This window comes from Mycobacterium sp. (genome assembly GCF_049608025.1).
In the GTDB taxonomy this organism is placed as follows: domain Bacteria; phylum Actinomycetota; class Actinomycetes; order Mycobacteriales; family Mycobacteriaceae; genus Mycobacterium.
In genome coordinates, this window is sequence record NZ_JBMYXC010000114.1 from 1 (window position 1) to 1,071 (window position 1,071).

Sequence of the window (1,071 nt, forward strand, 5' to 3'; positions counted from 1 at the left end):
GCGGCGCGGTGCCGCTCAGCCGCGGCGGGTCGACGCTGATCTCCGCGGCCATCGATGACACCGGGAGCCTCCGGGTCCTCGACACCAGCGGCGAAAACCAATACGGCTGGGTCCTCGACGACACCGGCAGGTTCAGCGGCGAAGAGAAATACGACACCGCGACCCGCACAGCCGCGGAAAACCTCTTCGCCGTCGACCTCAACAACGACGGCACCATCGGAACAGTGGTCGTGCCGCCGCCGGTCACACCACCGGTCACGCCGCCGGCTGTCAGTGCCTATGAGCTCACCGGATTTGACCAGGGCGAATTCCGGTCCACGATCGCCTTCAGCCATCGCGATACAGTCGACCCGATCGTCGCTCCGGGGAACCTCAACTTCCCGCATATGCACGACTTCTTCGGCAATCCCACCACCGGCGCCGACTCGACTGTGGCGTCGCTGATGGAAGCGGCAAACGGCGCGGCAATCCCAGCGAACAACATCTCCACTTACTGGGCCCCGAGCCTGATCGATGAGGGTAGCGATGGCCTCGGCGGTGAATCGCGCTATATCGATCCCCTGCCGACCTCAATCGCGTACTACAGCGTTCTGCGACCCAATGAACCGAACCAACTGGTCAACATGCCTACCGGCCTGAAGATGATCACCGGTTCAGCGATGCCCCAGGAACGGCAATCTAGAGCACAGGTGTTCTGGAATTACATCGGCGAGTCCGCTTCATACGATCACATCCCGCTCGGTGACGAGTGGCGCGACCTGCCCCTGCAGGCCGTGGTGATCTTCCCGGAATACTGGGATGGGGAGCAGCTTGACGCCCCAGATCACAAGAGTCACCTTGCCTATGGCGACGGGAGCGGTACCGGCCCCGATGGCCACCCCCTGTTGATCCCCCAGCTACAGCTGCAGATCCACTACGGACGTATCAGCAACAACCTTCATCTGGTGAGTTCCGACTACATGACCCTGCCGGATCAAGGAAGTGACCTGGGTCTGAGGCTGCAGCGCGGCAACAGTCAAGATCTCAGCTTCCGTAACGCCGAGGAAGGCTTCGCTCCCGGCTGGAGCTTGC

General features: G+C 62.3%; 1 protein-coding gene. It reads left to right on the top strand.

The features are described 5' to 3' along the window. On the top strand, window positions 1-1,071 hold a 1,071-nt coding region (locus ACPGXI_RS17970), incomplete at both ends, for a DUF1996 domain-containing protein (RefSeq protein WP_526655386.1).